The 25,001-nt window shown below is 61.5% G+C and carries 18 protein-coding genes; 5 read left to right on the plus strand and 13 right to left on the minus strand.

Going from position 1 to position 25,001, the window contains the following annotated elements:
• Positions 1 to 24 precede the first annotated feature (24 nt).
• The 6 genes from tssF to MYA_RS22595 all read right to left on the minus strand — a co-directional run bounded on the left by tssF (position 25) and on the right by MYA_RS22595 (position 12,453).
• Positions 25 to 1,839: a type VI secretion system baseplate subunit TssF gene (gene tssF / locus MYA_RS22575; RefSeq protein ID WP_014725199.1), complete on the minus strand. Its 1,815-nt coding sequence runs from the start codon at positions 1,837 to 1,839 to the stop codon at positions 25 to 27.
• Between the two features lie 16 nt (positions 1,840 to 1,855).
• Complete coding sequence (locus MYA_RS22580; protein WP_041494181.1) at positions 1,856 to 5,392, minus strand: ImcF-related family protein; 3,537 nt, start codon at positions 5,390 to 5,392, stop codon at positions 1,856 to 1,858.
• A complete protein-coding gene (locus MYA_RS22585; RefSeq protein WP_041494182.1) occupies positions 5,392 to 6,681 on the minus strand; it encodes a hypothetical protein in 1,290 nt (429 codons plus the stop codon). Before MYA_RS22585 ends, MYA_RS22580 begins: the two co-directional genes overlap by 1 nt.
• A gap of 20 nt (positions 6,682 to 6,701) precedes the next feature.
• Positions 6,702 to 8,678, minus strand: coding sequence for a T6SS effector phospholipase Tle3 domain-containing protein (locus MYA_RS22590; protein WP_014725202.1), 1,977 nt, complete (start codon positions 8,676 to 8,678; stop codon positions 6,702 to 6,704).
• Positions 8,679 to 8,685: 7 nt separating this feature from the next.
• Entirely contained in the window at positions 8,686 to 9,555 is an 870-nt protein-coding gene (locus tag MYA_RS30215; protein ID WP_238539607.1) for a T6SS immunity protein Tli3 family protein, read from the minus strand.
• A 414-nt stretch (positions 9,556 to 9,969) separates the two neighbouring features.
• Positions 9,970 to 12,453 carry a type VI secretion system Vgr family protein gene (locus tag MYA_RS22595; RefSeq protein WP_041494183.1) on the minus strand — a complete coding sequence of 828 codons (2,484 nt, stop codon included), beginning with the start codon at positions 12,451 to 12,453 and terminating at the stop codon, positions 9,970 to 9,972.
• A gap of 289 nt (positions 12,454 to 12,742) precedes the next feature.
• On the opposite strand from MYA_RS22595, the gene tssC reads away from it, so the two are divergent.
• The 4 genes from tssC to tssE are packed head-to-tail and all read left to right on the plus strand — an operon-like array spanning position 12,743 to position 16,571.
• Positions 12,743 to 14,065: a type VI secretion system contractile sheath large subunit gene (gene tssC / locus MYA_RS22600; protein ID WP_014725205.1), complete on the plus strand. Its 1,323-nt coding sequence runs from the start codon at positions 12,743 to 12,745 to the stop codon at positions 14,063 to 14,065.
• Positions 14,066 to 14,121: 56 nt separating this feature from the next.
• Complete coding sequence (tssK, locus tag MYA_RS22605; RefSeq protein WP_081057467.1) at positions 14,122 to 15,468, plus strand: type VI secretion system baseplate subunit TssK; 1,347 nt, start codon at positions 14,122 to 14,124, stop codon at positions 15,466 to 15,468.
• The gene (locus tag MYA_RS22610) at positions 15,465 to 16,127 is read left to right on the plus strand and encodes a DotU family type IV/VI secretion system protein (protein ID WP_041494184.1); all 663 of its coding nucleotides are present in this window, start codon (positions 15,465 to 15,467) and stop codon (positions 16,125 to 16,127) included. The genes tssK and MYA_RS22610 overlap by 4 nt, the downstream gene beginning before the upstream one ends.
• Before the next feature lie 12 nt (positions 16,128 to 16,139).
• Positions 16,140 to 16,571: a type VI secretion system baseplate subunit TssE gene (gene tssE, locus MYA_RS22615; protein WP_011882424.1), complete on the plus strand. Its 432-nt coding sequence runs from the start codon at positions 16,140 to 16,142 to the stop codon at positions 16,569 to 16,571.
• 237 nt (positions 16,572 to 16,808) lie between these two features.
• Here tssE and MYA_RS22620 read toward each other — a convergent pair whose 3' ends face one another.
• Positions 16,809 to 17,996, minus strand: a complete 1,188-nt coding sequence (locus tag MYA_RS22620) for a porin (RefSeq protein WP_014725210.1) — start codon at positions 17,994 to 17,996, stop codon at positions 16,809 to 16,811.
• Between the two features lie 156 nt (positions 17,997 to 18,152).
• Between MYA_RS22620 and MYA_RS31425 the strand changes: the two genes are divergently transcribed.
• A complete protein-coding gene (locus MYA_RS31425) occupies positions 18,153 to 18,341 on the plus strand; it encodes a hypothetical protein (protein WP_148278591.1) in 189 nt (62 codons plus the stop codon).
• Between the two features lie 413 nt (positions 18,342 to 18,754).
• Here the strand turns inward: MYA_RS31425 and MYA_RS22625 are convergent, their stop codons facing one another.
• The 6 genes from MYA_RS22625 to ilvA all read right to left on the minus strand — a co-directional run bounded on the left by MYA_RS22625 (position 18,755) and on the right by ilvA (position 24,986).
• Positions 18,755 to 20,137 carry an LLM class flavin-dependent oxidoreductase gene (locus MYA_RS22625; protein ID WP_041494185.1) on the minus strand — a complete coding sequence of 461 codons (1,383 nt, stop codon included), beginning with the start codon at positions 20,135 to 20,137 and terminating at the stop codon, positions 18,755 to 18,757.
• A 26-nt stretch (positions 20,138 to 20,163) separates the two neighbouring features.
• A complete protein-coding gene (locus tag MYA_RS22630) occupies positions 20,164 to 20,931 on the minus strand; it encodes an ABC transporter permease (RefSeq protein ID WP_014725212.1) in 768 nt (255 codons plus the stop codon).
• On the minus strand, positions 20,928 to 21,662 hold the full coding sequence (locus MYA_RS22635; protein ID WP_014725213.1) for an ABC transporter permease: 735 nt from the start codon (positions 21,660 to 21,662) through the stop codon (positions 20,928 to 20,930). The genes MYA_RS22630 and MYA_RS22635 overlap by 4 nt, the downstream gene beginning before the upstream one ends.
• A gap of 5 nt (positions 21,663 to 21,667) precedes the next feature.
• Positions 21,668 to 22,471 (minus strand): transporter substrate-binding domain-containing protein, encoded by an 804-nt coding sequence (locus MYA_RS22640; RefSeq protein ID WP_041494186.1) that lies wholly within the window; start codon positions 22,469 to 22,471, stop codon positions 21,668 to 21,670.
• A gap of 363 nt (positions 22,472 to 22,834) precedes the next feature.
• A complete protein-coding gene (locus tag MYA_RS22645) occupies positions 22,835 to 23,431 on the minus strand; it encodes a LysE family translocator (protein WP_230681291.1) in 597 nt (198 codons plus the stop codon).
• Positions 23,432 to 23,462: 31 nt separating this feature from the next.
• Positions 23,463 to 24,986 carry a threonine ammonia-lyase, biosynthetic gene (gene ilvA, locus MYA_RS22650; RefSeq protein WP_014725216.1) on the minus strand — a complete coding sequence of 508 codons (1,524 nt, stop codon included), beginning with the start codon at positions 24,984 to 24,986 and terminating at the stop codon, positions 23,463 to 23,465.
• Between the last annotated feature and the right edge of the window lie 15 nt (positions 24,987 to 25,001).

Genomic DNA, 25,001 nt, shown 5'->3' on the forward strand with positions numbered 1-25,001 from the left:
GTTCCGACCGGGTCGGAAGTGCGTTCAAAACGGCGCTCCTTCGCCCTTCGTATCGGGCCATTCGAGCCGCTGACCGGTCGGCTGCGACACGATGACGAGCTTCGTGTACAGGTTGACCGTCGCATAGAGGCCGAGGAACCGGTTCAGCATGGCGCCGAACAGCTCGAGATCGCCGTTGCCCGCGAAACGTGTGCTGTCGATCGTCACCGCAATCTCGACGCCGCGCATCAGGCCGCCCTTCACGAGCTTCTGCAATGGCCGGTGACGCACGTCGGTGATCGCCTCGATGCGACGCCGGTTCAACTCCCCGTCCGTCCAGTCGTACAACGCGAGCGAGCCGCGCAGGATTTCCGCATCGAGCAGCGACAGATAGTTCGGCGCCAGATGGGACAGCACACGCCATTGGAAGCGATCGCCGGTCGGCGGGTAGACCGGCAGCGTCGGTGCGGTCAGATTGCGCACTGCCGCGATGTTGGTGAAGCCCGCGCGCATCCGCGTGATGCTGGCATCGCGCAGCGCCTTGCGCGGCAGCATGCCGTTGGTGCCCGTCACCGACAGCGACAGCGTTTCCGCGGGCAGCGCATGCTCGCTTTCCCAAGCGTGGCCGCCCAGCACGACCCACGTATCGAACCGTCCGGAAGGCGCGCGTCGCACGTGCGAATGGAAATATCGCTCGGGCATCGTATGGCGCAGCATGCCGCCACGATGGCGGAATGCCGCGAACGGCGCATATTCGAAGCGTCGGCCGCGATCGATGCCGTGCACCGCGTCGATCGAGTAGATATCGACCAACGGGCCGTGCTGCTCGCGCGCCCGTACCCGGTACTCGGTCTCGAACTGAGTGACCTTGACCGGATCGGCCTGAACGGGAAACAGGTTGATGATCGGCGTGCAGTAGAGCCGCACGTTCTGCGCGTTGAAACGCATGTCGTCCTGCCACGGCTTTGCCAGCACGATCTCGACGTCGACATGCGGCGCGGACGGTGGAAGCGCCTGGATGTCGAGCCCGAGCAGGTCGACGAACATGAACTTCTCGGGGAACGTGAAGTACTCCAGCAGCAACTGGTAGCCGCCAAACGCGTTGTCGGCCTTCGGCCACAGACGTTCGTTGCCCGCGTAGCCGGCCGCCTCGATCCGAAGCCCCGGCATATCTTGAGGCGCACCGGGGCGATCTTCCGGGAAACCGGGCACACGCACGTGCATTGCCAGCGGTTTCGCCGTCAACGCGGCATGCAGTGCGAGCGCAATCGGCCGGTCCGCGTCGAGATACAGCCGCAGTCGCGGTACATGCAGTCGTTCACGCTGAGCTTGCGGCTGAATCGCCAGGCGCAACCGGATGACCGAGCGGCCGTCTTCGCGCGCCCACGCGCCTGCGTCGGTGAGCGTGATCGGGTAGAGATCGATCGGCTGCGTCGTGCGGTACACGCATTCGACGTGTGCGGGTGCGCCGTCTGTGTGGCCCGTCGCGATCGGTCCGGACGTCACCTCGAGGCCGGCGCCGAGCGTCTCGTGCTTTTGCAGCGCACCCATGTCCGGCGTGAGCTCGAGGATCGACAGCGACGGAATCATGCGCAGATAGTGCGGCCACAGCATGCTGACGAGCCCTTCGGTCAGCTCGGGCAGCTCGTCGTCGAGCTTGTGACGCAGGCGGCCCATCAGGAACGCGAAGCCTTCGAGCAGCCGTTCCACATGAGGGTCGCGCTCGCCTCCGCGATCCAGGCCCAGCTCGCGCGCGCGATCGGGAAATGCATCGGCAAACTCCCGGCCGGCGTCGCGCAAATAGCGCATCTCCGCCTCGTAATAGCGCAGGATCTCGTTATCCTTGATCGGATTCGTCATTCGGTGTCCTGTTGTGTCATTCGGGCAGAGACCCGCCGGGGATCGGCACGGATGCGTGGCGCGCCGCGGCGAGTGCGCCCGGCGGAAGCGGCGGCGGCTGCAACGCCGTACCGGCCGCTCGGGACGGCGTCGTTCGGGGCACAAAGACGCGTGAAGGCAATGCGAACCCGCGCAACGCCAGCAGTTCGAGCGGCCCCTTGCCCACATCGGTGCGCATCAGGTAGGTGAGCGGATACGCCAGCGATGCCGGCGCGGGAGCGAGCGGCGCCTGCGTGGTCAACGACTCGCCATCGTCCGTCTTCGCGACGCCTGCCTTCGACTGCGGCGCCTGCGGCGCGGCCTGCCAAGTGATCAGATAGGTGGCCGTATCCACCGGGCTCACGTGTGCTCGCTCCAGCAGCCGGACCAGCGCCCACCGGCCGCCGAATTCCATGTTCAGGTTCGTGCCCGCTCGCTCGGTCTGCCATTCGAGACGCGTGCCCGCCTTCTGCGGCTCGTTCGACGGCCACGTGAACGTCTGCCACGTCTCCTGCTGGTTGTAGTAGTGCAGCTTTTGACCGTCTACCGTTAGGCGCGTGTCCGTCACGCCGAGGCTGGGTACCGGTTTGAGGTCGAATGCGTACTGCGGCTCGCCCTGCGCCAGCAGGTGATTGGCGATCCGCTGCAGCATGTTGATCGCATTGAGAAAGGCCGGATCGATCGTGCGCGCCGCGCTGCTCGCGCCCGAACCGCTCGATGCCGGCACCCATTGGTCGCCCTGCAACGTCAGCACGCCCGCCAGCTGCGTGGCGAGGAACACGCCGACCAAGCCGCCCTGCGGTCGCAGGAAGCGCGACAGCTCCGGCAACGATGCGTCGTTGTTGGTGTTGGCGAACGGATAGCGGCCGGCAAACGAGCGGTTCCAGCTCGCGACGACGGTCTGGCGCCATGCGTCGTTCAAGCTCGCCTGTGCCGGCTCCAGAATGGCCTGAGTGGCTTGCGTGACCGGCTGCACGAACAGCGACTGCCCCATCCCCGCCCACTGCTCGCCGAGACTGGCGGCGACAAGCTGCGCATAGGCGAGCGTGTCGGCCAGTTCCGAACTCTTGCCTTGGAACAGCGACTGCGCGACTTGTCGCGACTCGCTATCGGCGTCCGGGCTGTCAGCGATTTGTTGCAGCTTCAGACGCAGCATCGTGATGCGTTCGATGAAACGCTGCAGGCTCAGGTCGCTCGTTGCGCCTGCCGTCGCAGCGTTCCCCGGTGCGATCAGATGCAACACGGGGCCGAACGACACGCCGAGCGGTCCGGCCGGGTCGGGCGCGGCCGGCTGCGGCGCATTGTCCTTGCTCGCGAACATGTTCTGCGCCTTGTTCACCAGGGTGTCGGACAGCGATGTCTTCACGACGCCCGCTCCGCCCTGGAACTCGAGCGACTTCATCAGCGAGATCACCGGCGACTGCCGCGAATCGGCGATGAGTTTCAACTGCGCGACGGCGGCCGGCAAGGTCCGCGCCGGTTCGCACGTGATGCTGTTCATGAAGGTTTGCCAACGGTCCGCATAGTCCGCGAAGTAGCGCGTGCGCAACGACGCGCGCAGCGCCTCGGGCGTCGCGGCCGACGCGTTGCGATTGGCGCTGGTCGCGCCGAGCACCCAGTCGGCCGTCACGCCATTGCGTTTCGCCATGTCGTCGATCGCGGCCTCGATGGTCCCGTCCCATGCCTGACGCGTGTACGCGCCGGGCACGCTGGCCGTGGTTTTCAGCAGTCCGCGCGTGTCGGTGCCATCGGTCAGAGACGCGAGCGTCTGGTCCGGGTACTTGCGACCGACCGATTCGAGGATGCCCTGATAGATCATGTCTTCCGAGTTTTTCACGCCGATCACGGCGAGCAAGGTCTGGCGGGCGCCCGCGACGAGCTCGTCACGCGCGGCGATGCGCCAGTCGGGATGCGCGCCGAGGTGCTGCGCGTAGAACGCCAGCAGCCGCTGCGACAGGTCGAGCTTTTCGCCCGGAGACAGTCCGATGCCGCCGTTCCAATGGCGCACCAGTTGCGGCGTCATGAACGCCGCATCGGCGCGCGACGGGTCCGCCATCATCAGGTACGTCTTGAGCGTGGCGTGACCGTCGCGAGCGAGGCGATTGACCTGGTCATCGACTTGGGCGGTCGGCATCTGCGTGAGATCGACCAGTTGCCCTTCGATGTCCTGTTGCACGGGCGCAAGCAGTTGCGGGCGCGCTTCGCGCACATAGGGCTTCCATAACGCGGTGAGCACGTCCTGATCGTGATTCAGGCCGAAGCGCGAGAACAGCGTCGGACGCTCGACGCGCGCTTCGTAGAACTCGATGCGCTGCTGGAGCGCGAGCAAGGCGCGCAGACGGGTCGCCGGACTGTTGGCGCCATTGAACGTGCGAAGCACGTCATTCGTCAGCGCCAGGCCGCGGGCATTCGTCAGGCCCGAGATGAGCATGCCGGCGCCCCACAGTCCGACGGCCGCCAGCGCGATTCCCGAGACCATCGTGAGAGGATGCGTCGCCGTACGGCGGCCCGGCGTACGCTTGGCTGCATCGGTCAGATAGCGCCACAACGGAAAGTGAAGACTGTCGGTGCCCGTTGTCGTCGCTCCGGATGCCGGCCACGGTGCGAACATCACACCGGCAACCGGTTGGGCACGACGTTGCCAGTCGGACAAACTCGCGATCCAGCGAGCCAGCGGTGCGCTACGCGTATCGAGACGGGTCGAGAGATCTGACGCGTAGCGGTCGGCAGGGTTGTGCGCGAGCTGGCCGACACTGACGTCGGCCAATCGATTGCGTAATTCGAGTAGCGCGGTTTCGACGGCGGATGCATCGCTCGCTCGTGAAAGCTCGCAGCCATTCACGGGAGTGTCCGCACGATGAACGGCATCCGAACCCGCAAGGTCGAGCACAAATACTGGCGCGGCCCACCTCAGCAAGTTGCTGATGCGCGCGAGGTGGAGGCCCCAGGGGCTGCTCGTGCCTCGGACCGAGTCGGGCAGAATCGTCGATTCGTCGAGTACCAGCACGATTGCATCGATGGGGCGGGCGGTGCGATGGCGGCGGATCTGCGTCAACCACATATCGTCGACCCTACCGTCGGCCTTGATTTGCGCACACAACAGCACTGCGTCGTCGGCAAGGAGCCATCCCTGCTCGTTGAGTTCGGGCGAAAACCGCCCGATGGTCGCGGCGTCGCCAGCAACGAGGAACCACGGCAAACGATAGCGCCAGCGCAAGCCGTAACGCGAACGCAAAACCTGGGACAGGTCTGCCAGAGCGCGAGTGTTTTTGTCGGTGGCCTCGACCAAAGAATCGGCTTGCCGTACACCGGGCCAGCCCGCAAGTCGGCCGTCTGCGGAACGATGGCGCATACGCCAGCTCACGATTACACCGACGAGCACCAGAAGCGCAACGGCCAGCAGCACCAACCACGCAAGTCGCTCGGCATCAGCGGTATTGATCCCGCCCAGTTCCACGAGGAGCCATATGCCCAGAGCTGCAAGTGCGGTCGCTAGCGCCACAAAAAGGAGTTCAAGCCAGAATTTGCGGTCCATTAGAGACTGGGTTCAAGAGAAGAAGGTACGGCCGGACGAACGACCGACACAATGCTGTTGGCTTCGTTGTGCCTTGCCACCAGTTGCGGGCCACCAAATGACTGCGCAAACTCGACTGCACAGGCGAGCGCGAACCAGTCGGCAGCAATACCCGCGTCGCCGACGATACGGTCGACATTGTGTTCGCCCGGCACTTGCTGGCTTTCCACCAGGGCAACTTTTTCTGTGCGCGCCGCCGCCATCAACGCCTGTTGCCCGACCTTATCGAAGCCCGTATGCCACAGATGTTGAATGTCCGCTGGTTTAGCTTTGCCCCATTTCAACGCAAGCGACAACGCTTGCTGAAGCGAGGCAAGAGTGCCCTGTCTAGGACGATGGAGATACGCCGAGGCACCGAGTCGAGGACGCTCTCCGACGTCGTGCCGGGCCATTAGCAGCGCGATTGCGGCTTCGCCACTGCCAGGCGGCGGAGATTGAGTGACCAGGTCATGCAACTGAATGGTTACCAGCAGCATCGCGTAATCCGGATTGCTATCGGCCTGCCTGTCCAACCACCGGTCTAGCGACATCAGGCCTGGGATGCTCTGTTCGGCATCGAACGTGAACGCACGCAACGCGCGGGCGTTCCAGAACGACCGAAAATGTTGGCGAATATCGTCATCAAACGACGGCGCGTCGATGAATAGCGCAACTTTCAGTGGCAGAGCCGCAGGTAATGCGCCGATCCGGGGTTCGAGTGCATCGAGGATCCCGGAAAGGAGGTCCAACAACAAGACGCGTTGTCGATCCGCGTCGTACTCACGCGGCTCGGTTCCGATGGAAAACTCCGGTGCCGCAAACCAACGCGCGGCAACGGTGGCAGTTTTGTCCGGCGTCTGTTGAGGAACGAGAACGATCTCCCCCGAAGCGACTTTCGAAACCGGACTACGTGCATCGTGGACCGGAAATCGGCAGAAGCTTCCGAGCACGGCTATAGGCCGACTCTCCTCGTCAAACACGCCCGCGACATAGCGATCGCGTCGATCATTCCATGACGTGATTGCGCGCACCTTTCCGGCATGACGCAGGAAAGGGACGAGGGTCACGATAGCCGCCACCAAAAGCGGGACAATCACTATGGCAATCCAGAAGACGGGCGTCGCAGTAGGAAACCGCTTGGGCCAGACCAAGAGCGCAGCGGTACCGCCTCCCACCGTGCAGGCGACGAAAATAATCGACCAGACCAGCAGCGATGGCGGCTGCGGGTACGATTCGATGCGCGGAGGAAGAGCGTCGACATCAATAGCCATAGACGTCTAAGTAGTTGAACTCAAGATTTTGCATAAATCGACCGCGCGTGGACGTCACCGTTGGTTTCGCAGTCGACGCCCTCCGGGGCAATACCCGCATTTTCGTAGTCGCCACCTTGCTCGTATTCCGGATCTTCCTCGAGCCAATCAGCCATCTTTAGCAACTGTTTCCAGAAGGGGCGATCGGCGAAGCTGTCGGCACGACCTATGGGTAGGTCGTAGGCGAGAATGCGTTCGACGAGCATACCCCTCCCGTACTTTAGAATCGTGCTGTGATTGGTTGGCGTGGCGATTGTCGCCTCAAATTCATCGTTCACTTCTTTCGGTGTCTGGGGCCGCGAACGTGTCTGGCTTGATACGTCGTAAGGTGAAGTCGCCTCGGGTACATACTTCGGTTTATCTTCGTAAAGTTCCTTGTAGTATTTGTAATCGTCGTCGGTGGCGAGCGTCTTATGGTTTTCCAGTTCGTGATTTTCGTCGAAGTTATTCATATCGTATGCCGGCACAGGGTACGGAACCTTAGGACCATTGACGTTAACCGTCTCGTTTGGATCGATGGCGGTCAACTCATCCTTGACGCCCATGATTTTTGGAGGCTTCGGATTCCACGGCCCTCCTCCCTTGGACGGGTAGCGGGAGGTTTCCGCACAGGGTGCACCGCCCACTTCAGACGAGCGCATGAATTGCCGCTGATAAAGCACGCCCTTGTACTTGGCGAAAGGGTCAATCTTGGCGAAAGATTGAGGACGATCCGGATCAGGCAAACTCTTGCCCACGCCCTTCCAACCTATACTTTGAAGCGGCGTCGATCCCATCACGCGATCATGTGGCGAGAAGTAAATGAACACGCGCCCATGATTGTGATGGCTTGAAATCGCGTCGCCCTGAACAGGCTCCTCGGTCGGGATCGATGGGCTCCATTTGAGCTTGGCATCGGCCTGATCCTCGAGTACCAGTTCGGCATCGCTCTCCGTCCCGCCATGCTGCTCGCCCGTAGACATCCTGCCCGGTCGAGAAGACTGCATGACCGAAGCCTTGTCGAGCCAGCCGCCGACGCCGTCGAGTTGTTCGGGTGTCACCTTGGCCTCGGCGTCAGCCTGGGATTGCTGAAAGCGATCAAGCATATTGAAAAATGTCTTGACGCGCGCTTTTGTAGTAGGTGCCTTGTCTCCCATCTGGAAATCATCCATAGCGGTCTCATTAAGCCGGTATGGCGAGTTACACAGGAACAGTGTGTCCGGGACCTTCTTGACGTAAAACATCGCAAGGGACGCAATCATCGTACCTTGGCTGTGACTGACGACAGCGATCGTATCTTTGGGATGCTTGTCGTAAATGGTATCGATCAGCTTCGCGAGCCGCTTGGAGGCATTTACGTAGTAGGTGCGCTTGGGGCAGGCATTGAGTGGTCGGTCGCGCTCCGGATTAATGATTGGACTGCCGATATTGATACCAAATACGTGCGGGTTAAAGCCGTCGTACCACGACATACTCAGCGCGCTAGTCCCATTCTGGAAAGGGCCACCACCCCAATAGTATGTGGCACCACGGACATTCGGCGTGGATGGACGATGCGAATCTGGTCTGTATGAATACGCCGGGTAAGCGTAGGGAGCACTATTCGGCGTTATCTTCGCCTCGAGCCGGGTTTTGAGCGGAATACGCCACGGAAACGTTCCCGCATTCGTTTGGTCTTTGGGTGCACGATACCCCCAGTAAAATCTTATAACCGGACTATTTTTCAAATTCAATGATTTTAGAGAGCGAGGATCATCATTGGAAAACCCATTTTCCTCGAGATCACTTCGACCAAGACGCTCGTTAAGACCATTAACTATACCAACCTCAGCATCCCCAAACCACTCACCTTCTGAGTTGACACCGTGGACAAAGATGACAACGCACGGCATTGGGCGAGGAACCGGCACTAACGTAGTATTACCGTCACAGGGAACACATACCGATTCAGCCGAAAATTTTGGTTTCACGATTTCCATAATTTATTCACTTACTGATCGATATTTCATCCTTAGGCAACACCGGGCAAGTCCAATGAGTAGCCCCAGACGGAGATTTGATGCTTAATGGAATTTTCTGACGAGAGACAGGCTTACCATATCTTCCGAGAGCTGGTGGGGTGTTGCTATAATGCGAATCATCCGGATCCACGTTTTGATTAATATCTAGAACATAATCATATCGATCCGAGTATCCAGCCGGATCCTTATCATCAATCTTCGTAACATAAAGATCGCTCTCATTTTGAATTACCGCATAATGTGAGTCATCATTCCCCAATAAAAACCACTGAAACGTTTGCCCCCCATCATGAGAGTAATTGATGTGCAACAATCCACCCCTTACATCAGACTCCGACCTCGAGGGAATCGCAACATAATTCGACGAAGAACGGACGGCGTAATAACCACGATACACCCCGGTGTTTTCACCCCCCGTAAATGAAACAAGCGTTCGAACATTTTTGCTATCGTCATAGTAAAAAATTTGCCCATCCATTTGCCCGCCGATGCAAGGATACCTGCTGCGAATCGTAATGTAGCGATTATTATCGATCCGATAAACCTCGTATTCGCGAAAGTCAACGGCGGAAGATACAGGTACATTCCGTTGCTCGAAACTAGCGCACGCCGCCAGTGCAAATGACACTAAAATAATCGGCGAAATAAATCCTCGCCTCAAAGAGACCACTTCCACCACTGCGATCAAACGAAATCGCACCATCATCGCCAATGAATCCAGCCCGGACGGAACATTTTTGAGAAATCCAAGCATTACCCCTCCTTTCCCAGCAGATTGATTTAACGCATCAACACGACCTTGCTCTGCATGAAACTCGCCGTACTTCATCACCATCAAACCACTCTCCCTCCGAGCCAATGCCATAGATGAAGATGAAATACACGGTATTGGTTAAGGAACAGCCACCAACGTCACATCACCGCCATCCGAAACACATGAGGACTCAGCCGCGAACTTTGGCTTCGCGACTTTCATAGTTACGTTATTCACCATGCGAGATTTTTTCTCTAGACGTCCGCTCACCGTCGTGAGAATAGTTGATATGCAAAAGCATTTCCCGTGTTTCCGAAAATGCCAGCGACGGAATGGCGACGTATTTTTGACTAGAGCGAATAGCGCAATAGCCTCGATAGAGACCATTACTCATTGACCCAGTGAAAGAGAGTGGCATCATCAACGCAGTCATGAACAATCGCTGCCTTCCCGCGATTAGGCCTACGTCACGCACGCGATTTTTAAATAATTTAATCACGATTTATCCTTACCGAGCAGTTCAATTCTGACCACTTCTGCGATCTCGCTTTGCGCAACGCTCGTTTCTCCGCTGTCATTGCTCACACCTTCAATCACCGCCCCGTTTTCCTTATGAATGCGGTAGCGCTGCCCCTTTATGACATCGTCAGGATGGCCGTCATAATGAAGTACGAATTTGCGTGAATTAGGCCCAGAATTGGCGAGCGGCGGATACGATTCGTGCAGACTTGCTGGCCCCTGCGCAAACGTCCCGGCGCGCTTGAAAATGATCGAGCCCGGACACCCCAGTTCAATATTGCCGCCCGATAGTTTGATATAAGCACCGCCAGACGAGATGACGACTGCGTTACGGGAGAACGCATGGAGCTCTCCTTCGACGCTGACGAGTTTCATGTCTTTCGCGGACGTCATCAGCACCTGGCCCGAATGAGCGATGGCCTGAATATCATTTTTCGCAGCTACGACCTTGACCCCTTCGTTCTGCGCGAAAATCGATACTGCGTTGGCGGCAGACAACGAGACGTTTTTCCCCGCACCAATATCGGCGTTTTCGATCGCAGTTGCCGTAAGATTCGTCTTCGCGGACAACTGAAGGTGATCGCCGCTAGTGACGGCTACACCTTCCGGCGCAGTCGCCAATAGGACCGCACGCTGTAGGCGGTCCAATCTCTCGGCAAGCAACTGCCGCTGTTGCTCGACGGCGTTCACCTGAGCTTGGGCCGAACGGGCAGCTTTTTCGAGGCTTCGCATCAATTGCAACGCCTCTTTGAGCTGCGTCGAGGCCGCCTTCATGTCGAGTTGCTTGCCCTCGGCATCGGGCTGGTCGTCCGCCGAAACAAGCAGGCCTTTGCCCGCCCGGATTGCGCCGTAACCGGAAGTGCGAAGCTCAAATCCTTCGCCTCGATACTCCAGCCTCTGATTGACCAGATAGCCAAGATCGAGATGGCTCGTTCCCGAATGCTCGGTGCTGAGCTTGACGCCCTCCTGCCCCGCCCAGTCCTCCATCCGCAGTTTGTTGTTCGACTGCGTGCGGATCACGTTGCGCGACAGCCAGCGGCGATCGCTCGTCACCAGATCGCGCGCCTGACTGTGATGGTGGAAGCCGATGATCTCCGGCTTGTCGGGGTCCGCGTCCCGGAACGCGATCACCGCTTCATCGTTGTCCAGCGCCGGGAAGTGGAAGCCCGTCTGCAACTTGCCCGCGAAGGGCTTCGCCAGCCGCAGCGGCACGCTTTCCCCGCCCGCCGGCCAGTCCGCGAAGTCCACGTCGAATCGAACCGTGTAGTAGCCTGCCCCGGTCAGGTAAGCGTATTTGTACTTGTCGGGGCTCGTCACCCGAGCGCTCAGCGTCCCGGCAATCTTCGGCCACTTCGCGTCTTCGAGCTGGAGCCGGAAGCGCCGGTTAGCGGGAATTGCGATGTAGCTGTTCGAGTAAGCCCGATCGCGCGCGCCGCTATGCGTCACTTCGATCACCACCTGTCCGTCGGGTGCATCGGGCAATACCGTGTCGAGATTCAGCACGCGCCCGGCCTGCAGCGCCAGCACGTTGCTCTCGCCTTCGTACACGATCTGCCATGCGATCGCCGCTTCATGGCGCAGTTGCGCCTCCCATTTCGCGCCGTCCTGATCGAGATGGTGAGTGCCGTAGACGTAGGTCTGGCCGTACGTGGTCGGATCCTGCGGTGCAACGTTTGCGTCGTCCCGGAAACGCTCCCACGCCTGCTCGGGGTTGTAATCGGCCACGACAAACGACTGCGGCACGGTCACCGTATGCGTCTTGAGTGCGGTCACCGCCTCGGCGCCGGTCGCCTCCAGCCCCGCAGTCTCGCGATACGCCGCAGTCAAGTGCGGGTCCCACTGGTAATGGTCGACGTCGTCGGCAAACACCGCCTGATCGCCATGCTCGGTCTCGACGATGTAGCTGTAGATGCCGGCCTTCTGCATCAGCATCCGCACATACGACAGGTCGTCGAGCTTGTACTGAAAGCGGAACAGGTGCTTCGGATACTCGCGGCGCAGCCGGAATGCGAACTGGTGGCCTTCCAAGCCATGGCTGCGCAGCACTGCCTCAATGATCTGCGGCGTCGTCTGGTGCTGGTAGATACGGCTGGTGCTCACCGCTTCCAGTCGCGCGAAGTGCGACTTCAGCACGATCTCGTACTTGGTGAAGTCCGCGGTGGTCTGCAGCGTCGAGAAGCGCGCGATAAAACCGGAGAAACGATGTGGCACACCATCGTCAGGCACGATCGTGCAGACCGCGTCGCGATTCAGGTAGTCGATACGCGTGAGTTGCAGCGGATGCGTGAGCACCACTCGCACCTCGGTGGGATATCCCATCCGCTCGACCGCCATCACCGACACGACCGAGAGTGCAACTGCGCTCTCGGTCCCCGGCACCTCGAAGAAATATGCCTGGCGCCCCGACACCCCGGTCAAGTCCGATACGAACCGCCTCGCATCGTCAAACAGGTTCGACATTGTTGTAACCCCGTATCCAGATAGCGCTGCTAAACACCTGCATCGCGCTCAGAGCCGAGGAAGAACAGTAACTACACTCGCACTTGTCGTGGAAGAGCGAGCGTGCATTATTCAGGCCGTTTGTTGTATTTGTCCGAAGTCTGACAATTGTTCACGTATTTCGCTATTTTTAAGATGTTCGCCATGCTATATGTCGCATTCCTCTGTTATCCGGCCATGCCAGATGCAACGTCCGATGAGTGAAGGCGCTCAGTGCGACCAATACACCGACGCCAAATTATCTTCAGAAATGCGCATAAATACGATTGCGTGCATCGATTCCGATTTGATCGATTGGTATCTGGCTGAATTGGACGATCAACTCGGCAGACAGCTCGACGCCATCCTCCACCACTGCGCATTTCAGACACTCGAATCGACGTGGCGCGGCCTGCAATTCCTGGTGGATCGGACTGATTTTCGACAAAACGTCAAAATCGAGGTGCTTGATGTCTCGAAAGAAGCGCTGCGTCAAGACTTCGAAGATGCACCGGACATCATCCAGAGTGGCCTGTTCCGGCTGACATACGTCGGCGAATACGACATGCCGGGCGGGCAGCCCATCGCCGCGATCGTCTCGGCCTTTGAATTCGATCACGGCGGCCCGGACATCGCACTATTGCGCAATATCTCGAAAGTCGCGGCCGCGGCCCATATGCCGTTCATCGGCGCCGTCTCGCCTGCGTTCTTCGGGAAAACCACGATGGAAGCCGTCGCAGGCATCCGCGATCTGCCGAGCTGGTTCGAGCGGGCCGAATACCTGAAGTGGAAAGGCTTCCGTGAAACTGAGGATGCACGCTACATCGCGCTCACAATGCCGCGATTCCTTGCACGTTTGCCGTACGGATTCGATACGATGCCCGTGCGCGCATTCAATTACACCGAGAATGTCAGGGAATCTGGTCGCAGCGCATATCTGTGGACAAGCGCGGCGTTCGCTTTTGCGGTCAATATCGTGCGCAGCTTCGTACGAAACGGTTGGTGTGTGCAGATTCGCGGCCCGCAAGCGGGTGGCGTCATCAATGACATTCCCGCGCATCGGTACGACCTCGGCGCCGGGCAACTGGGTAAGATTTCCACGGACGCATTGATTTCGGAAACACGCGAGAATGAATTCGCCGATATCGGCCTAATTCCCCTTTCGTATACCCGCAATCACGATCAAACGTGTTTCTTCTCGGCGCATTCAACGCAACGGCCGCGATCTTACGATGCACGCGACGCCTCCGCGAATAGCCGGATCAATGCCCGTTTACCGTACATCTTCTTGCTGTCACGGATCGCACATTACCTGAAGCTCATCCAGCGCGAAAACATCGGCACGACGCGCGATAGCCGATTGCTGGAGCTCGAGCTGAATACCTGGATTAAATCGCTTGTCACGGAAATGACCGATCCCGGCGATGAACTTCAGGCGGCACACCCGCTGCGGCAGGCCAAGGTCACGGTCGAGGACATCGAGGACAACCCGGGGTTCTTCCGCATCAAGCTGTTCATCGTCCCGCATTTTCAGATCGAGGGCGTCGACATCAACCTCTCCCTGGTTTCGCAGATGCCGAAAGCGAAACATTGAACGCGTTCCGTCGCGCACCTCTACACCGCTACTTCCATTCCAGAACAACCAACAAGATGAAGATAACCAGACCGCTGTGGGCCAAGGGGATTTTCATGACGCCGCAGCACTTCCAGCAGCAGGCGATATGGGAACAATACGTCCATGACCGTGTAGCCCGTATCGCAAGCCCCGACGCTTGGGGTGCCGTCCACGTTGCGCTCGACAGCGAAGCACTGAGCGTCAATCGACTGCAGTGCACGGCGCTCGGGCTGCGCCTGCCGGACGGTACGCTGATCGATAGTGAAACGGCCGACTGGCTTCCTGCGGCACGCAGTCTCGACGACGTGCCGACAACGGTCGACAGCGTGACCGTGCTTGCTGGTGTAGCACTGATGGACGCTCAGGGCGGCAACTGCGTCGAACCCGGCGAAAAGCCTGCGCGGCCGCGGCGCGTGACCCGCGAATACAAGCACGTTGCCGATCTGAACGGCGACGGACAGGAAGAAATCACCGTCGAGCGCAACGTGGTAGCCCTTCTGTTCGACTTCGAGCAGGCCGGAGACTACGTCACCTGTCCGATCGCGCGGCTCGTGCGCACGCCACAAGGGCGGTTCGAACAGGACAAGAGCTTCGTCCCGCCGTGCCTGTTCCTGTCGGCGAGCGATCGCCTCGTGCATCGCGCGCAGCGCATCTCCGAAATCCTGTCTGCCAAGAGCGCCAGCCTTGCAGTGCGCCGCAAAGAGCGCTCGGATCAGATCGCCGATTTCGCCGTGTCCGACGTGGCGCTCTTCTGGCTGTTACATAGCGTGAATAGCACCTGGCCCGAACTCGCCCGTCTCGTACAGGCGCCGGACCAGCATCCGGAACGGCTCTACGCCGTGCTCGCCCGCTTGGCCGGCTCACTGCTGACGTTCTCTACGACCGAGTCGCTCCAGGCGATTCCGCTATACGATCACCACGCGCCGGAGCCGATGTTTGCCGAGCTCGAATCGCTGATCAGAACACTGCTCGACGCCGTGATTCCGTCCCGAGTCGTGCCGATTGCACTCGAGCGCGTGCGCGCGACCACATGGCTCGGCCGAATCAACGACGAGCGGCTGACGGAGGGCGCTGAATACTATCTGTCGGTTCAGGCCGCCATGCCCGCACACGCCCTCATCGAGCACCTGCCGCGCCTCTGCAAGGTCGGCGCACCGGACGAAGTCGAGCAGATCGTCAATTCCGCGCTGCTCGGCATCGCGCTGCGCCCGATGTCGCGCCTGCCTGCCGCGATTCCCGTGCGGATAGAAAACCAGTACTTCGCGCTGGACAGCAACGATGCCGCGTTCAAGCGGATGATCGACGCGCATGCCTGCCAGATCTACGTGCCGGCGTCGATTCCTGAAGCGTCGCTCGAGCTGTATGCGGTGCTGCCGTCATGAGTGCGGTGACGATGGCAGATTCGCCCCTGCTCCCGGTTGCGTTACGCGACACGGCACGCACGGTCACCGCACTGGCCGAAGAGCCGCTGTCGTTCGACGCGCTTCGAGGCCAATGCAACACGCAGATCGACCAACTGCGCTCCGATCTGGGCTTGCGGGACCTCCAGGATCACGTGATCAACGATGCGGTCTACGCGCTGTGCGCACTGCTCGACGAGGCCGCATTGAAGCACCTCACGGGAGAAGCTCGCGAAAGCTGGGAGAAGCGGCCGCTCCAGGAGGAACGTTTCTCGAGAAACGATGCCGGCGAGGAGTTGGTACGACGCATCGAGGATCGCTTGCTCGAGCCACGGTCGCCGCGGGTGCTGCTTGCGATATTCGCCGCGGTGCTGTCGCTTGGCTTCACCGGACGGTTTGCGATGGACGGGAGTACAGCGCGTGCGGCGCTTATTCGCACCCTCGACGAACGACTCGGGCGCACGACCGCAGCGGAGGACAACCACGCAGCGCCTGCTTCGATCGTGGTGAACCGCACCAACGCCCGCCCGCTGCGCATTTCTCCGCTGACTTGGGTGGTCGCCTCGTGCGTCGCCGTCGGCGTCGCATGGTTCATGGTCGATCGATGGTTCATCGCGTCGATTGCGCAGATCGCGCAATAAAGGAACTCCACGATGTGGGTAGGACCTGGCTTATTCGAGCGGATTACCGGGCACTTCGCTGACGGCTCTGGCGTGGACGACTTCGCGTCAGAAGTGCAGGTTTTCCTGTCGGTGCGCGACAACATCGAGCGCATCCTGAATAGTCGGCGCGGGTCTCTCGCGCACCTTCCGGACTACGGCCTAGACGACCTGTCGGAGATCTATCGGCATCTGCCGTCCTCGGCGCACAAGCTGCGGCGCGCGATCGAGGCGACCCTGCTCGCTTACGAACCGCGTCTGAAGCGAATAGAAATCGAAATTCATCCGCCCGAGCCTGGTATGTTGATCAGCTTCACGATGGCCTGTCATTTGCATCAGGCAGGGCTCGTGCGCTTCGGCACGAACTTCATGCCGGACGGCAAAACCCGACTGCGCATGCTGCAGGCAGCGCTCGACCGATACTGAAATAGCGTCGAATACGCGTTACATGAGCGCGATCATGATCGGCGACCTTGCATCACGCTGCACGCCAACCGGTCCACGCTCGACGACGGCGTGCCGCTCGCGGCGTAGATGGATCCGGCGTCGTGTGCCGGCCTTCGTCATAACCGGCAGCGCTTCGTGTATCCAATCGACGTAGGATGCAAGCCGCCGAGGAAAAACGCGCGGCGTCCACCACAGGCGCCCATCCGGCGCGACCGATCAGAATCGGCGTCGCAAACCGAGTGATGCAATGAGCTGGTTCGCGCCGGACGCCCGTGAAAAGTTTGCGATCTGCGCGCCGCGGATACCTGTTCCGGCCAGTTGGTTGGCCCGTTGATAGACCGCCTCGGCGTAGATGTCCGTCGTCGGCGAAAGGAAGTAGGTGTTGACGATGCCGACCTGATGCCACTTCGGATAGCGAACGCCCGCCGGCGTCGCGAAGCGGCCCGCAGTAAACGTATAACCGGCCGAAACGTCCCAGTTCTGCAGCACGCTATAGCGCACGTTCACCTCGACGTTCTGAAACCGCACGTCGTCGCCCGGCAGGCTGACTGCGGTATCCACGACGTCGTTGATCGACGTGGCATGATCGAGACGCGTCTCGCTGAGCACGAGGCCGGCCGCACCGTTGCCGAAATGGAGCAGCCCGCCCGCAGCCCAGGTGCGCTGGCGCGCCGCGTTGAACGGTGCGCCGGCCGGTGCCGCGCCGTTCACGTTGGCGCTAGAGAGATTCGATGCGTTGTTGAACTGCACATAGCCCGCGCCGAGATCGAGATTGCCGTATTGATACGACGCGCCAAGGCTATACGCGCGGTTGTTGTCGAAACCGCCAGCCTGGTTCGAAAATCCATACAGCATACCCAGCTTGAGGCCACCCAGCAGCGGGCTCACGTACTTGACCGAGTTGTTGATGCGCGTCCAGTTGTCGAGGTTGTCGTTGTCGAAGACGTGCGCGAACGCCGTGCCGCCATATCGCGTCCCTCCCAGGGAAAACGGTTCGACGAACTGCACGACCTCGTCGAACTGGCGCCCCGCAATCAGCGAGCCGAGCTGTTGCGATTGCAACGCAACCCAGGACTGGAATCCGAACAGCCGGCCCTGCTGCGAAGCCGTGCCCGTCATCGGCGCAAAGCCGTTCGCCAGCATGAACGCCGCGTTCAGATCTCCCCCGAGGTCTTCCCTGCCCGACAGGATCCAGCGGCTACCGTTGATGTCCCCGCTCTTTGCCTGCCACGCGCTCTGATGCCCGTGGGTATTGCCGCTATCGTTCACGTACGCAATGCCCGCGTCGATGATCCCCGACAGCTGGACGGCGCTCTGCGCCTGCGTCGCGGAACTTGTCGTCGCCAACAACGCGCCCGCGAATGCAATGGTATGGCTCGTTCTGAAAAGTGCTGCTTGCGTCATCTTCCGCTGCCTGCCTTCCGGTCACCGTCAATTCGGGTTACGAATTAGTAAATACGAATTCATGCTTGAACGATTCTGTCACTGGCCACGCAGCACGGCTGCGGCAAGCAAGATTGCCAGTCGGCAAATATTCGCGACGACGCACGTTTCGATATAGTGCAAAAGCTGGAAGAGTCCTTTGTCGCGTGCATCAAACGCATCGGTGTCCATACGGTGCAAGCCACAGCTCTCGATCCGCTTTTTATCTATATGGATTTCCAGATTTCTCGTTTGACAGCGTCATCGATTCAGGGCGGCAGATTCGCCGGGGGCGTGTGTCACGTCGCATTGCACGGTGCGCTGTGAGAGAAACCGCCGGGCCTGCGCATCGTGGCGGGATTCGTTGGACCACGCCGATCACCGTCGGCACGCATGGATCGACGCGGCATATACCGGCACCGCTGCGTCGGCCGGCTAATCGCGGCGGCCACGGCCGACGAGCAGTGCCGCCGTGCGGCTCACGGAAACGCGGCTGATCGTCGGCACGACCCGTCGGTCTTGTCGCTCGTCGGCGTACCGTCAGATGCTCGCCGCCGCGAGAATGGGCTGCAATGGCGGCCGATGTGATCGACCGCCGCGCATCGGACCGTTCCACTCATTCGCCACGCTAGCGACACCGGTAGAATCGGTTCGCGCGAGCGGTGGATTCGCAATCGGAACAGCGCGTCACGATCCATGCCGCGCAACGCGCCGATCTTTGCTCCGTCGCTAACCGTTCGTCAGCGTCCGCCGGATGCCGATTGCCGGAACGATGCGCCATGCGCGGTATCCGGCAGCCTGTCGCGGCCACTGAGCCGCGAGCGGAAGGTACCAGCCGGCGACGAGGTCCGATACAGGCCGCGCTTTTTCAGCTCCGGCACGACGAGTTCGGCAAAATCGTCGAGCGTACCGGGGCTGATCAGCGGATTGAGCATGTAGCCGCTCGTGGTCGACTGTCGCGCATGTTCGGCGATCTGGTCGGCGACTTCGTCCGGTGAACCGACGAGGATGAGGTCGGTGCCGCGCGTGACGCTCGCAAACTTGCGTCGCACGTCGCCGGCAGTGAGCGGCTTGCCGCTTCCGTCTGCGCGCACCACGTAGGACGTGAGCCCTTCCGTCTGCGTCGTCAGCGGTTCGTCGTCGGCATAGCGGTCGATGTCGATGCCGGTGTCGCCCGCATAGCTGACGAGTTGCGCATGCTGGTGATAGTGCTGCTGCAGCGAATGGTATTTCTCTTTCGCCGCGCTCGACGAACGCGCGGTCACGATCCGCAGCACGGTCAGCGATTTCACATCGTCCGCAGCGCGGCCGCGTTCCGTCGCGAGCCGCCGAATCTCGTCGAGGCCCGCACGGATCTCGCGCGGATTCGACTTCGCGACGAACACCACCTCCGCGTGCTTCGCGGCGAATTCCCGTCCGCGCCCCGACCAGCCGGCCTGAATCAGCACGGGCGAGCGCTGCGGCGACGGCGCACAGACGTGCGGCCCGTGCACGCGATAGTGCACGCCTTCGTGCGCGATCGGCCGCACACGGTCGCCGCGTGCATAGCGCGGCGCGTGCTTGTCGGCGACGACCGCGTCGTCGGCCCAACTCCCTTCCCACAGCTTGTACACGACGTCGAGAAACTCCTCGGCGCGCGCGTAGCGTTCGTCGTGGCCGATCATCCGGTCGAGCCCGAAGTTGCGCGCCGCACTGGTCAGGTACGACGTCACGATATTCCAGCCGATCCGGCCGTTGCTGAGATGGTCGAGTGTGCTGAAGCGGCGCGCGAGCGCGAACGGGTGCTCATAGGTCGTGCTCGCTGTCACGCCGAACGCGAGCCGCTCAGTCTGCGCGACCAGCGCCGGAATGAGCATCATCGGATCGTTCGCCGGCGCCTCGACCGCCCATCGCAGTGCCGCGTCGGCCGATCCGCCATAAACGTCGTACAGGCCAAGCACGTCCGCGAAGAACAGCATGTCGAGATCCGCCTGCTCGGCCGTGCGCGCGAGGTCCGACCAGTAGGCTAGCGTATTGGCGCGCAGCCGCTCGTCGGCCGGATGGGTCCACAGGCTCGGCGCGCCACCGCAGCCGACACTGGCTTGCTCATACAGGGAAAACAACAAGGGGCGAGGATCGGACATCGTGTAGTTCGCTATCAAGACAGGAATCAATTGGGCGCCGCCCACGCGCCGGATGACGGGCGGCGGCGCTGGACCGGCATTCCGGGTTCGGGCGCACGCGCCAGATGGCGATTGACGCGCTTCTCGAGACGAGCAGCGGGAAAAGTGAGCAGCCCGACCAGCACGACATAGACGATCGCCGCGCCGGCCAGCGGTTCGTACACGCGCAGCGTCTCGAAGCGCAGCGTATTGGCCGTCCCCATCACGTCGAACACGGTGACGGTCGACGCAAGAACGGTCGATTTCAGCAGCAGGATCGCCTCGCCGGTGAGCGCCGGTAGCGCGAGTCGCCAAGCACGTGGGCCGACGATCCGGCGCAGCACCTGCAGGCGCGTCATCCCGTATGCGTGACCGGCCTCGATCTCGCCGGCCGGCACGCCGGCAATCGCGCCGCGCAGGATCGTCGCCACATACGCGCTCTCGTTCACGCTCAACGCGACGATCGCGTACCAGAACGCGTCGCGCAGCAGCGGCGACGCCCAACTGTCGCGCATCCATTCGCGCGGCACGATCTGGCCGAATCCGTAATACAACAGGTAGAGCTGGACGAGCAGCGGCGTGCCGCGAATCAGCATGAGCCAGCCGCGTGCAGACCAGCGCAGCGGCGTATGGCGGGCGCCGGCCGCAAGCGCGAGCGGTACCCCGAGCAGCACGCTGGCCGAGCCGGACACGAGCGTCAGCGCGAGCGTCGTCGGCACTGCGGCGAGCAGCTTCGGCATCACCGTATCGAGCAGGAACGGCAGCGAGAAAATCATGCGGTTGCGCGCCTCGTCCCACGATTCGCATGCCGCTCGAGCGCTGCGAAGACGCCAGTCGACGCGATGCTGAGCAGCAGGAACAGCGCGGCCGTGACCAGATAGAAGAATACGTAGTGTCGCGTCGCGCCGGCCGCGAGCTGGCTCGCCTTCAGGAGATCCGTGAACGAGCCGAGCACACTGATGAACGACGCATCCTTGGTCGCGTTCAGCCACACGTTGCCGACGCCCGGCAATGCGAGCCGCGCAGCAGCCGGAAGGCGGATGCGCGTCAGTGTCTGCCACGGCGTCATCCCGTACGCGTGCGCGGCCTCGACCTGACCGACCGGGACGTTGACGAGGGCCGCACGGAAAATGTCGGTCAGATACGCACCCTGAATGAATCCAAGCGATAAAGCGGCGACGACGAACGGATCGAATGCGAAGCCGTCGGACACGATCCCGCTGTCGCGGAGCGCACGCTCGACGGCCGGCGCCACCACATAGAATGCGAGCAGCAGGCACAACAGCTCGGGCAGCGCGCGCACGAGCGTCGTGTAGAGCCGCGCGAGCCATGCCAGCGATGCGTGCCGCGACAGTTTGCCGAGCGCGCCGGCAACGCCGAGCAGCGCGCCGGTGCAGAACGACGCTGCCGCGACGGCGGCCGTCAACGCGAATGCACTGGCGAACATGCGGCCATAACCGCCGTCGCCGAATGCGAGCAGTGCAAGCAGTGAATCGTCAGCGGCCATCGGCGTCAGCGGCCCTTCTCGATCGAGCCCTTCAGGTTCGGATAGCGGGCGGTGATCGCATCCCACGTGCCGTCCTGCTGCAGTTGCGCGATCGCGGTCGACAGCTTGTCGCGTAGTGCATCGCCGCGACGCAGGCCCGCGCCGATGCCGAGGCCCAGCACCGGATTGTCCGCGCATGTGGCCTTGATCTCGAAGTCCTTGCCGTCGCGCGACGCGAGGAACGCCGTAAACAGTCCCTTGCCTTCCTGCACGTAGTCGACGCGGCCGGACACCAGATCCGCGAGCGCGTTGTCGAACTTGTCGAACGCCTTGATCTGCGCGTCCTGCTTGAAGCGGGCATCGAGGAACGCCGAGAAGTTCGTACCGGCCTCGACGCCGATCACACGCCCCTTGAAAGTCGCGGGTACCGCGCAGTCGACGCGACGCCGGTCGCTTTTCGCGCCGACGAACACCGTCGGCGATTCGTAATATGCACGACTGAAATCGATCGCCTTCTGCCGCTCGCCAGTGATCGTCATCGATGACCAGATCACGTCGATCTTGCGGTTCTGCAATGCGGGAATCAGACCGTCCCACGCAATGTCGGTCAGCTCGCACCGAACGTTCAGTTTGCCGCAGGCGGCATCGAGCAGGTCGATCTCCCAGCCTTTCCACTTGCCGGCAGCGTCCTTCGAAAAGAACGGTGGATACGACTCGGCATCGATGCCGACGCGCAGCGTCGGCTGGGCTGCATGGGAAACCGGCACGAGGCCGAGCACGAACAACGCGGCCGCGGCACGGCGGACCGGAGAGAGCATCGAACGATTCATGTGGCGAATTTCTGGAAAAACGTCGGAACAACCGGCGCCGCAGCCGGCACGAGGCGAGACTGTAATGCGTGCCGACGCGTGTACCAAATGGTTATTTTTTCGATGAATATCTGTTCGGACGATATGTGGCGAGTCGAGCATCGCGCGGGGGCTACGAGCAAGCCGTTCGGCGCTGCGCCGACACCGTCGGCAGTTGCCGTTGAACGTCGGCAGAAAGCCCGCTCGACCGGCACCCAGCGCAACTGTCAGGATCTTCACGTTGCCCACGACCGCGCCGTTCGACACCGCCTCGCCGGTAGCAGCCGTGTTCGATCACAGCCGGCCCCGCCCCGCCGTTCATCGTCGCGTTGCAACGTCAGCAACTCATTTGACGAGCGAATACAGCACGGTCCCTGAAAACAGCACCAGTACCATCGACGAAAAGCGAAGCACGGCAGTGACATGGTGCGAGCCGGATGTCAGCATGCGCGTTGCGCGCCCCAGGCTGGCCCATCCGGTCCCAACCGGTATGAGAACGAGCAGAAACACGCCGAATGCCTGGGCCGCGCTGCTCGAATCGTGAAACGTCTGCCATGGAAACGCCGTACTTGCGAGCAGAAAGGCTTTCGGATTCAGCAAGGTGGCGACGAGCAGATTCCGCCACGTCACCGCCTTCGGACGTCGATCTTCCTCCAGCCTGCCTCGCGTCCACATCTTGGCGGCCAACAGCAGCAGGTACGACGAACAGGCGACCTTGATCACGCTCAGCACGTGAGGATGCTGCGCCGCGAACGCCAGCAGCGAAACGCCCCAGACGGAAATGGCGATGACGTACCCGGCCGCTTCCGCAAGCACGAGCGGCAGCGTGCGCGCCAGGCCAACGCTGATTCCCGACGAAAACAACAGCGTGTTGGTCGGCCCCGGAACGATCAATACCAGGATCGTGTAGAAGCACATCGTCATCAATTGATGGGAGTTCAACGTAGCCTCGCCCGAGATAGTGACCGGTCTTTCAGCGTCGCTCGCCCTGCAGCGAAGCCAGATACGGCGACGCATCGGCTTGCTCGCTGAACTCGAAATTCGTCGCCTCCAGTGCACCGTACAGGCGGGCCGAATCCGCCTCGCCGCAGCGAATGCCGATCAGTACGCGCCCGTAGTCGAACCCTTCGTTACGATAGTGAAACAGGCTGATGTCCCACGCATCGTCGAGCTTGCGCAGAAACTCCAGCAAGGCGCCGCGGCGCTCGGGGAACATCACCTGAAAGAGCTTCTCGTCGTCGATGCGGAACGCCTCCGCGCCGACGAGCTGATGACCATGCGTGCGCCAAAGCGTACTCCCGCCGAGATCGGTGGCCCGGTATCCGGCCGCCGCCAGATCCTGTACGATCTTGCGCGCGCCCTCGGCTCCCGGCGTCCGCACGCCGACGAAAACCTGCGCGTCGCCGCCCGTTGCGCGGCGATAGTCGAACGCGGTCACGACACAATCGCCGAGTTGCTCGATGAGCGCGCGAAAGCTCCCGGGACGCTCGGCGATCGAAACAGCGAAGCGCGCCTCACGGTTTTCGCCGAGCGTCGAACGCTCGGCGATGTAGCGCAGCTGATCGAAATTCATGTTGGCCCCGGATGCAATCGCGACCAGCGTCCCGCCCTTCTGCTCGCGTCGTTGCCACGCCTTCAAGCCGGCGAGCGCCAGAGCGCCCGACGGCTCGAGAATCGAGCGCGTATCGACGAAGACGTCCTTGATCGCTGCGCAAACCTCGTCGTTGTCGACGCGCACGACGCCGTCGAGATACTGCCTGCACAGCTCGAAGCTGTGGGCGCCGACCTGACGCACCGCCACGCCGTCGCAGAATCGGCCGACGTGCGCCAACCGCACCGGCGCGCCGCCCTCGAGCGCCTGATACATGCTGTCGGCGTCGCTCGGCTCCACACCGAAAATCCTGATCTGCGGCTTCACGCGCTTGACGTACGCGCAAATGCCGGCGGCCAGCCCTCCTCCGCCGACCGGCACGAAAATCGCATCGAGTTGGGTCGTCTGCTGGAGAATTTCCATCCCGACGGTCCCCTGGCCGGCAATCACGTGAGGATGATCGAACGGCGGCACGAAGGTGCTGTCGCGCTCGCGCGCATCGGCCAGCGCGGCATCGCAGGCATCGTCGAAGTTGTCGCCGTACAGCACGACCTCGGCGCCATAGCGGGCGACGGCCTGGACCTTGATGTCGGGTGTGGTGTGCGGCATGAACACGCGCGCGCGGCACCCGAGCGTGTGTGCCGCGAGCGCCACGCCCTGCGCATGATTGCCGGCGGAGGCCGTCACCACCCCGCGGGCGAGCGCCTCCGCGGACAGCCGCGCCATCAGCGTATAGGCGCCCCGGACCTTGAAGCTGAAGCTCGGCTGCATGTCTTCCCGCTTGAGCAAGACGCGACTGCCCAGGCGTTCGGACAGCCGCGACAGGGATTCGAGCGGGGTCTTGACGGCCACGTCGTAGACGGGAGCGTTCAGGATACTGGTCAGATAATTGAAGTCTTCGTGCATGGTGTGATCGGACGT

It is taken from the genome of Burkholderia sp. KJ006 (assembly GCF_000262695.1).
GTDB classification, from domain to species: domain Bacteria; phylum Pseudomonadota; class Gammaproteobacteria; order Burkholderiales; family Burkholderiaceae; genus Burkholderia; species Burkholderia vietnamiensis.

Excerpts from the sequence above, each read along its gene's own strand:
- tssF (WP_014725199.1), bottom strand. The coding sequence starts at position 1,839 with ATGACGAATCCGATCAAGGATAACGAGATCCTGCGCTATTACGAGGCG.
- MYA_RS22580 (WP_041494181.1), bottom strand. The coding sequence starts at position 5,392 with ATGGACCGCAAATTCTGGCTTGAACTCCTTTTTGTGGCGCTAGCGACC.
- MYA_RS22585 (WP_041494182.1), bottom strand. The coding sequence starts at position 6,681 with ATGGCTATTGATGTCGACGCTCTTCCTCCGCGCATCGAATCGTACCCG.
- MYA_RS22590 (WP_014725202.1), bottom strand. The coding sequence starts at position 8,678 with ATGGAAATCGTGAAACCAAAATTTTCGGCTGAATCGGTATGTGTTCCC.
- MYA_RS30215 (WP_238539607.1), bottom strand. The coding sequence starts at position 9,555 with ATGGTGATGAAGTACGGCGAGTTTCATGCAGAGCAAGGTCGTGTTGAT.
- MYA_RS22595 (WP_041494183.1), bottom strand. The coding sequence starts at position 12,453 with ATGTCGAACCTGTTTGACGATGCGAGGCGGTTCGTATCGGACTTGACC.
- tssC (WP_014725205.1), top strand. The coding sequence starts at position 12,743 with ATGCGCATAAATACGATTGCGTGCATCGATTCCGATTTGATCGATTGG.
- tssK (WP_081057467.1), top strand. The coding sequence starts at position 14,122 with ATGAAGATAACCAGACCGCTGTGGGCCAAGGGGATTTTCATGACGCCG.
- MYA_RS22610 (WP_041494184.1), top strand. The coding sequence starts at position 15,465 with ATGAGTGCGGTGACGATGGCAGATTCGCCCCTGCTCCCGGTTGCGTTA.
- tssE (WP_011882424.1), top strand. The coding sequence starts at position 16,140 with ATGTGGGTAGGACCTGGCTTATTCGAGCGGATTACCGGGCACTTCGCT.
- MYA_RS22620 (WP_014725210.1), bottom strand. The coding sequence starts at position 17,996 with ATGACGCAAGCAGCACTTTTCAGAACGAGCCATACCATTGCATTCGCG.
- MYA_RS22625 (WP_041494185.1), bottom strand. The coding sequence starts at position 20,137 with ATGTCCGATCCTCGCCCCTTGTTGTTTTCCCTGTATGAGCAAGCCAGT.
- MYA_RS22630 (WP_014725212.1), bottom strand. The coding sequence starts at position 20,931 with ATGATTTTCTCGCTGCCGTTCCTGCTCGATACGGTGATGCCGAAGCTG.
- MYA_RS22635 (WP_014725213.1), bottom strand. The coding sequence starts at position 21,662 with ATGGCCGCTGACGATTCACTGCTTGCACTGCTCGCATTCGGCGACGGC.
- MYA_RS22640 (WP_041494186.1), bottom strand. The coding sequence starts at position 22,471 with ATGAATCGTTCGATGCTCTCTCCGGTCCGCCGTGCCGCGGCCGCGTTG.
- ilvA (WP_014725216.1), bottom strand. The coding sequence starts at position 24,986 with ATGCACGAAGACTTCAATTATCTGACCAGTATCCTGAACGCTCCCGTC.